Raw genomic sequence first — 6733 nt, 5'->3', positions numbered from 1 at the left:
CAGGCGAAAAGTTATGTATCTGTGATGTCTGTGGAAAAGCTTTTGCCGAGTCGTATAATTTAACCACACACATGCGAACCCATACAGACGTAAAGGCATATAAATGTGATCTCTGTGAAAAAAGTTTTACCACATCGGCTGGCTTAACCAACCACATGCGAATTCATACAGGTGTAAGGCCATATAAATGTAATGTCTGTGGAGACACATTTAAAGCGACATCGCATCTCAGTAGACACAAGCGAATCCATACAGGAGAAAAGTTTCGTTGCTCAGTCTGTGGATCTGTTTATTCACGAAAAGATGGGCTCAAAAAGCACATGAGACAGCGTCACTCAGCCCCGGATACGCCTGATATAACCGTATCCATTCAAGAGCCCGCCGGAATAGTCGCAACAACACACTCCCTTAACTCTGACCCAGGCTCCTCCACAGAAACCAGCGTAAGCTATATCAGGCCACTTAATAATGAAAGCCCACCAGTTCGAGTGGTTACTAATACAACTGCGTTAACAGAGACAGTCATTGTCACACAACGTGATGGAAAAGTTATTGTAACTACTGAGCCCCGGACAGAGACTGACCCCAGTAATTCTTCATCGCAATAAGGGAAAAAGCCCCGGAAATTCAGGGCTTTCATTGATTATGAATAAGCTATCTCTTTGAAGGAGAATTAGTAGGCTATTTACCCAGCTTCTTGCGGATGGCCTGCAGTGTCCGCAACTGTGCTGCGGCTTCAGCCAGCTGAGTTGCTGCACGGGAGTAATCGAACTCGCCACTCTGATTGGTCAATTCTTGTTCAGCCAGCTTCTTGGCTTCTGCTGCTGCCGCTTCATCCATATCGTCTGCACGCAGAGCCGTGTCAGCCAGAACCTTTACCTGAGAAGGCTGTACTTCCAGAAATCCACCGGAAATATAAAACACTTCTTCCTCTCCACCTTCTGCAATAAGGCGTATCGGGCCTGGGCTTAACTCTGTTAACAGTGGAGTATGGCCGGGAGTTATCCCCAAATCCCCGAGAGAGCCCGTGGCAACAACCATTTCAACCTGCCCGGAGAAAATCTCCTCCTCGGCACTAACGATGTCACAGTGAACTGTGTTCGCCATATTTTGTTACCTCTCTTAGTATCTATCTTCCTTCTTCTATATATAGAGGAAGAAAGATAAATCCGGGCTTTAGATGGACTTGGCTTTTTCAACCGCTTCTTCAATAGAACCTACCATGTAGAACGCTTGTTCTGGCAGGTTATCGTATTCACCATCCAGAATACCCTTGAAGGCTCTGATGGTATCTTTCAGCGATACATATTTACCAGGAGATCCGGTAAATACTTCTGCTACGAAGAATGGCTGAGACAGGAAACGTTCGATCTTACGAGCCCTGGAAACGGTCAGTTTGTCTTCTTCAGACAGTTCATCCATACCCAGAATCGCGATGATGTCTTTCAGTTCCTTGTAGCGTTGTAGAACGGTTTGTACACCACGGGCTACTTCGTAATGTTCCTGACCAATCACCAGAGGGTCTAACTGACGGGAAGTGGAATCCAGTGGGTCAATCGCCGGATAAATACCTTTAGAGGCGATATCACGGCTCAGTACAACGGTTGCATCAAGGTGCGAGAAAGTAGTGGCCGGCGAAGGGTCAGTCAGGTCATCCGCAGGGACATACACAGCCTGAATGGAGGTAATGGAACCGGTTTTTGTAGAAGTAATCCGTTCCTGCAGAACACCCATCTCTTCAGCCAGAGTGGGCTGATAGCCTACAGCCGATGGCATACGACCCAGCAATGCTGACACTTCAGTACCCGCCAGGGTGTAACGATAGATGTTGTCGATAAACAGCAGTACATCACGCCCTTCATCACGGAACTTTTCCGCCATGGTCAAGCCAGTCAATGCAACACGAAGACGGTTACCGGGCGGTTCATTCATCTGGCCGTACACCAGCGATACTTTATCAATAACGTTGGAGTCGGTCATTTCATGATAGAAGTCATTACCTTCACGAGTCCGCTCACCCACACCGGCAAACACTGAGAAGCCAGAGTGTTCAATCGCGATGTTCCGGATCAGCTCCATCATGTTGACGGTTTTACCAACACCAGCACCACCGAACAGACCCACCTTACCGCCCTTGGCAAACGGGCAAACCAGATCGATAACCTTGATGCCCGTTTCCAGCAGTTCATTAGATGCAGACTGGTCAGCATAACTGGGGGCTTTGCGGTGAATAGAAGCTCGCTCCTGTTCACCGATGGGACCTTTCTCATCGATAGGATCACCCAGAACATCCATAATGCGTCCCAGGGTTTCTTTACCAACTGGCACCTGAATCGGTGCGCCGGTATTATTGACCGCCAGCCCACGGGAGACCCCTTCAGTGGAGCCCATAGCAATGGAACGCACAATACCGTCGCCCAGCTGTTGCTGCACTTCCAGAACAAGACTTTTGTCGTCTACTGTTAAAGCATCATACACTTTGGGAACGCTTTCCCTTGGAAATTCGACGTCAATGACGGCGCCGATTATTTGTACGATACGACCGCTACTCATAACCTACCCTCTACCTTTTTCTTTTTTACAGCCGTGCACTACAAAGCTGCAGCGCTTTAAACGGCTGCGGCGCCGCTTACGATTTCTGACAATTCCTGCGTGATTGCTGCCTGACGAGCCTTGTTGTAAACCAGTTGCAAATCGTCAATCAGGTTTCCGGCGTTATCAGTCGCACTCTTCATGGCAACCATTCGTGCCGCCTGTTCACAGGCATTATTTTCTACCACAGCCTGAAATACCTGGGATTCGATATAACGCACTAATAACCCATCCAGCAGCTTTTTAGCATCGGGTTCATAGATGTAATCCCAGGGTTTATTCAGTGAATCATCACCGTCTGCTACCAGAGGCAACAACTGCAATGACGTTGGTGTTTGCGCCATAGTATTCACAAACTCATTATGCACTACGAACAGGCGATCAATCGCCCCCTCATCGTAGCTGTCGAGCATCACTTTCAGACCACCGATCAGGTCGCCAATGCTGGGTGAGTCGCCAATATGAGTGATAGCCGCGATAACATTGCCACCGTAGTTACGGAAGAATGAAACAGCCTTACTGCCAATCAGGCAAAGGTCAATCTCAACGCCTTTATCCTTCCAGCCACTCATTTCAGAAACGGCTTTCTTGAACAGGTTGATGTTAAGACCACCACACAAACCACGGTCTGTTGAAACGATAATGAAGCCAACTCGCTTCACTTCCCGCTCAAACATATAAGTGTGATTGTATTCGGCATTAGCATGAGCAACATGTCCGACAACCTGACGGATGCGTTCTGCATAGGGACGACTGGTTTCCCGTCTATCCTGGGCTTTACGCATTTTGCTCGCTGCCACCATTTCCATGGCGCTGGTGATCTTCTGCGTACTTTTGATGGACGATATTTGCGTCCTAATCTCTTTTGCGCCTGCCATTTTCAGTCCTCACCAGCCACCGTTACCGGAAGCTGGCTTTGATACACCGATGTTTACCAGGTCTGGGTGGCCTTGAACTTTTCAATGGCTTCCTTGATACCTGCCTGAATGTCGTCGTTGTAGTCGCCGGTTTCATTCACCCTGGCGATCAACTCACTGTATTCAGCTTTGGCAAAACTGAGCAGAGCCGCTTCAAAATCACCGATCTTGTTCAGCGCAACATCTTCCAGGTAGCCATGTTCTGCCGCATAAATAACAAGACCCATTTCGGCGACTGACAGAGGCTCATACTGCTTCTGTTTCATCAGTTCGGTCACGCGCTGACCGTGCTCAAGCTGTTTACGTGTGGCTTCATCAAGGTCTGATGCAAACTGGGCAAATGCCTGAAGCTCACGATACTGAGCCAGTGCCAGACGAATACCGCCACCAAGCTTTTTAATGATTTTTGTTTGAGCAGCACCACCTACCCGGGATACCGATACGCCAGCATTCATCGCCGGACGAATACCCGCGTTGAATAGATCCGTTTCAAGGAAAATCTGACCATCGGTAATAGAAATTACGTTGGTGGGTACAAAGGCAGATACGTCACCTGCCTGAGTTTCAATGATGGGCAGAGCCGTTAATGAGCCGGTCTGGCCTTTAACTTCACCGTCAGTAATTTTTTCTACGTAGTCTGCATTGACACGGGCAGCACGTTCCAACAGGCGGGAGTGGAGATAAAAAACGTCACCAGGATAAGCTTCTCGACCGGGAGGGCGACGCAGCAGGAGAGAGATCTGCCGATATGCCCAGGCCTGCTTAGTTAAATCATCATAAACAATCAGGGCATCTTCACCACGGTCACGGAAGTACTCGCCCATTGAACAACCACCAAAAGGAGCAAGAAACTGCATAGCAGCCGGATCTGCAGCACCAGCAGCCACAACGATGGTGTGTTCCATTGCACCGTGTTCTTCAAGCTTTCGTACAACGTTGGCAATGGTGGATTGCTTCTGGCCGATGGCCACGTAGACACACTTGATGCCAGTACCTTTCTGGTTGATGATGGCATCGACAGCCAGAGCGGTTTTACCGGTTTGGCGGTCACCAATGACCAGCTCACGCTGACCACGCCCAATGGGTACCATTGAGTCAACGGACTTGTATCCGGTCTGCACCGGTTCATCCACCGACTGACGGGCAATAACCCCCGGTGCGACCTTTTCAATGGGTGCTGTTGTTAGTGACGAAGAATCAGAGGCTTGCAGAGGCCCTTTGCCATCAACCGGATTACCCAATGCATCCACCACACGACCGAGCAGCTCTTTGCCCACCGGAACTTCGAGAATTCGACCTGTACACTGAACACTCTGACCTTCAGCCAGATGACCGTAGTCGCCTAAAACAACAGCCCCTACGGAGTCCTGTTCCAGGTTGAGAGCCATGCCGTATACGCCACCGGAGAATTTGATCATCTCCCCGTACATAACGTCGGCCAGACCATGGATACGAACGATACCGTCGGTCACACTGACAATGGTACCTTCGTTTTGCGCTTCACTGGACACATCAAGTTGCGCAATGCGGCTTTTGATGATGTCACTGACCTCGGAAGGATTCAGTTGCATAGCTTACCTGCCAAATTTGTAGCTATTAAAACCAGCTATTTTTCAGCTCCAGGCTGTTAACCAAAGACTGAGTAGCCATTGAAATAGCTAAAAAATAACTATGAAATCATTGCATCAGCCAACTCGGTCAAGCGGGTACGAACACTGCCATCGATCACGAGATCGCCAGCTTTTACGATCACCCCACCCACCAGGTCGCTGTCTATTTTTGTGTGCATCCGGACACTTCGCCCAAGACGCTGTTCAACTTTTTTAGCGATCTTCTCTTCCTGAGATTCCGTCAGAGGGAACGCTGAAGTTACGACTACATCCTGATAACTCTGATCTTGTGATTTCATCTGCTCAAACAGCACATCAATATGCGGCAGCAGTGAAATGCGTTTTTTATTGGTAAGAACCCTGATGTAGTTTTCGACTTCAACCGTAAGGCTGCCCTCACACAACTGGATAAAAGCCTCTGCCTTCATGTCACCGTTTGTGGACGGGTCGTTCAACATCCGGTCAACAGCCTCATGCCTGGATACGCTGACACACAGTGTCAGCATCCGGGACCACTCATCCAGCTGGCCAAGTTCCTTGGCCAGCTTAAATGCGGCCTTAGCGTAAGGACGGGCACATGTGGTCAATTCCATGGTTAACCCTCTTTATAATTCCGCCACCAGGTCATCAACCAGACGGCTGTTGGCAGACTCATCCAGGTTTTTACCAAGAATCCGTTCGGCTCCGGTAACGGCAAGAACAGCGACCTGAGCACGCAATGCTTCACGAGCACGGTTGAGTTCCTGTTCAATATCAGCCTGGGCAGCAGCTTTCACTCTTTCAGCTTCCTCTTTGGCATGCTCTTTGGCTTCATCAACAATCTGTCCTGCACGCTTGTTGGCAAGATCGATGATTTCCTGAGCCTGCTCACGCGCCCCCTGCAGCTGTTCAGTGGCTTTCAGTTGTGCAACTTCCAGCTCCTCTTTGCCACGGGCGGCAGCAGTCAGACCATCTGCAATTTGTTTTTTCCGGGCGTTCAGGTTCTGCATAATAGGGGGCCATACATACTTCATGCAGAACCACACAAACACAGCAAACGCTATCGACTGACCTATAAGGGTCGCATTTATATTCATGCAAACTCCTGTGCTCCAGTTGTTTCAAAAGATATTCAAATCAACCCGCACTGTTTTTTCTTGTCAGCCTGAGACAGCGTTCCACCGGGGTTGCCGCTCAAGCTGTTGGCTCCCAGTAAGCCGGCTGTACTGCTTTAACCTTCCAACCGGATCTTTGAATCAGCCTACTGTAACAGCCAGATACCAGGTATCGCTGATTATTGAACGAGAGCCACAAACGGATTAGCGAACGTGAAGAACAGTGCAATACCCACAGCAATCATAGGTACTGCGTCCAGCAAACCTGCAAGAATAAACATCTTGGTTTGCAACATAGGTGCTATTTCCGGTTGACGCGCTACCCCCTCCAAAAATTTCCCCCCTAAAAGGCCGAAGCCTATTCCCGTGGCTAATGCTGCAATACCCAGCATGAATGCTACGCTAATTACCGTCAGACCTACTACTAAGTCCATACACCCTCCCGACTGTCGTCGTTTTTTTTACTAAATTCGCCCCGTTGAGGCCACGTTATTAAATACAACCTGGTATCTGCTAATGA

Annotated in this window: 8 protein-coding genes (1 of these 8 only partly in view); 1 reads left to right on the top strand and 7 read right to left on the bottom strand. The window is 49.1% G+C overall.

The features are described 5' to 3' along the window. Positions 1-608, top strand: partial view of a C2H2-type zinc finger protein gene (locus NX722_RS28995; RefSeq protein ID WP_407648028.1) — the 3' portion only. The gene continues 79 nt to the left of window position 1, outside the view; only the last 608 of its 687 coding nucleotides appear in the window; its start codon lies beyond the left edge, outside the window; the stop codon is at positions 606-608. A 73-nt stretch (positions 609-681) separates the two neighbouring features. On the opposite strand, the gene NX722_RS22795 is transcribed toward NX722_RS28995, so the two are convergent. The 7 genes from NX722_RS22795 to atpE all read right to left on the bottom strand — a co-directional run bounded on the left by NX722_RS22795 (position 682) and on the right by atpE (position 6647). Continuing rightward, positions 682-1107: a F0F1 ATP synthase subunit epsilon gene (locus NX722_RS22795; RefSeq protein ID WP_262565167.1), complete on the bottom strand. Its 426-nt coding sequence runs from the start codon at positions 1105-1107 to the stop codon at positions 682-684. Positions 1108-1176: 69 nt separating this feature from the next. Further along, a complete protein-coding gene (atpD, locus tag NX722_RS22790; RefSeq protein WP_262565166.1) occupies positions 1177-2553 on the bottom strand; it encodes a F0F1 ATP synthase subunit beta in 1377 nt (458 codons plus the stop codon). Positions 2554-2609: 56 nt separating this feature from the next. Further along, a complete protein-coding gene (atpG, locus tag NX722_RS22785; protein WP_262565165.1) occupies positions 2610-3470 on the bottom strand; it encodes a F0F1 ATP synthase subunit gamma in 861 nt (286 codons plus the stop codon). 53 nt (positions 3471-3523) lie between these two features. Beyond that, positions 3524-5080 (bottom strand): F0F1 ATP synthase subunit alpha, encoded by a 1557-nt coding sequence (gene atpA / locus NX722_RS22780; protein ID WP_262565164.1) that lies wholly within the window; start codon positions 5078-5080, stop codon positions 3524-3526. A gap of 98 nt (positions 5081-5178) precedes the next feature. Continuing rightward, entirely contained in the window at positions 5179-5712 is a 534-nt protein-coding gene (locus tag NX722_RS22775) for a F0F1 ATP synthase subunit delta (RefSeq protein WP_262565163.1), read from the bottom strand. A gap of 12 nt (positions 5713-5724) precedes the next feature. Next, complete coding sequence (locus NX722_RS22770; protein ID WP_262565162.1) at positions 5725-6195, bottom strand: F0F1 ATP synthase subunit B; 471 nt, start codon at positions 6193-6195, stop codon at positions 5725-5727. 197 nt (positions 6196-6392) lie between these two features. After that, entirely contained in the window at positions 6393-6647 is a 255-nt protein-coding gene (gene atpE / locus NX722_RS22765; RefSeq protein WP_262565161.1) for a F0F1 ATP synthase subunit C, read from the bottom strand. Positions 6648-6733 lie beyond the last annotated feature (86 nt).

It is taken from the genome of Endozoicomonas gorgoniicola (assembly GCF_025562715.2).
GTDB classification, from domain to species: domain Bacteria; phylum Pseudomonadota; class Gammaproteobacteria; order Pseudomonadales; family Endozoicomonadaceae; genus Endozoicomonas_A; species Endozoicomonas_A gorgoniicola.
The sequence above is the reverse complement of the archived record's forward strand: the minus strand, read 5'-3'. Positions and strand labels throughout refer to the sequence as shown.

What these genes read in the sequence shown, in the direction of transcription:
- NX722_RS22795 (WP_262565167.1), bottom strand. Translation starts at nt 1,107, where the DNA reads ATGGCGAACACAGTTCACTGTGACATCGTTAGTGCCGAGGAGGAGATT.
- atpD (WP_262565166.1), bottom strand. Translation starts at nt 2,553, where the DNA reads ATGAGTAGCGGTCGTATCGTACAAATAATCGGCGCCGTCATTGACGTC.
- atpG (WP_262565165.1), bottom strand. Translation starts at nt 3,470, where the DNA reads ATGGCAGGCGCAAAAGAGATTAGGACGCAAATATCGTCCATCAAAAGT.
- atpA (WP_262565164.1), bottom strand. Translation starts at nt 5,080, where the DNA reads ATGCAACTGAATCCTTCCGAGGTCAGTGACATCATCAAAAGCCGCATT.
- NX722_RS22775 (WP_262565163.1), bottom strand. Translation starts at nt 5,712, where the DNA reads ATGGAATTGACCACATGTGCCCGTCCTTACGCTAAGGCCGCATTTAAG.
- NX722_RS22770 (WP_262565162.1), bottom strand. Translation starts at nt 6,195, where the DNA reads ATGAATATAAATGCGACCCTTATAGGTCAGTCGATAGCGTTTGCTGTG.
- atpE (WP_262565161.1), bottom strand. Translation starts at nt 6,647, where the DNA reads ATGGACTTAGTAGTAGGTCTGACGGTAATTAGCGTAGCATTCATGCTG.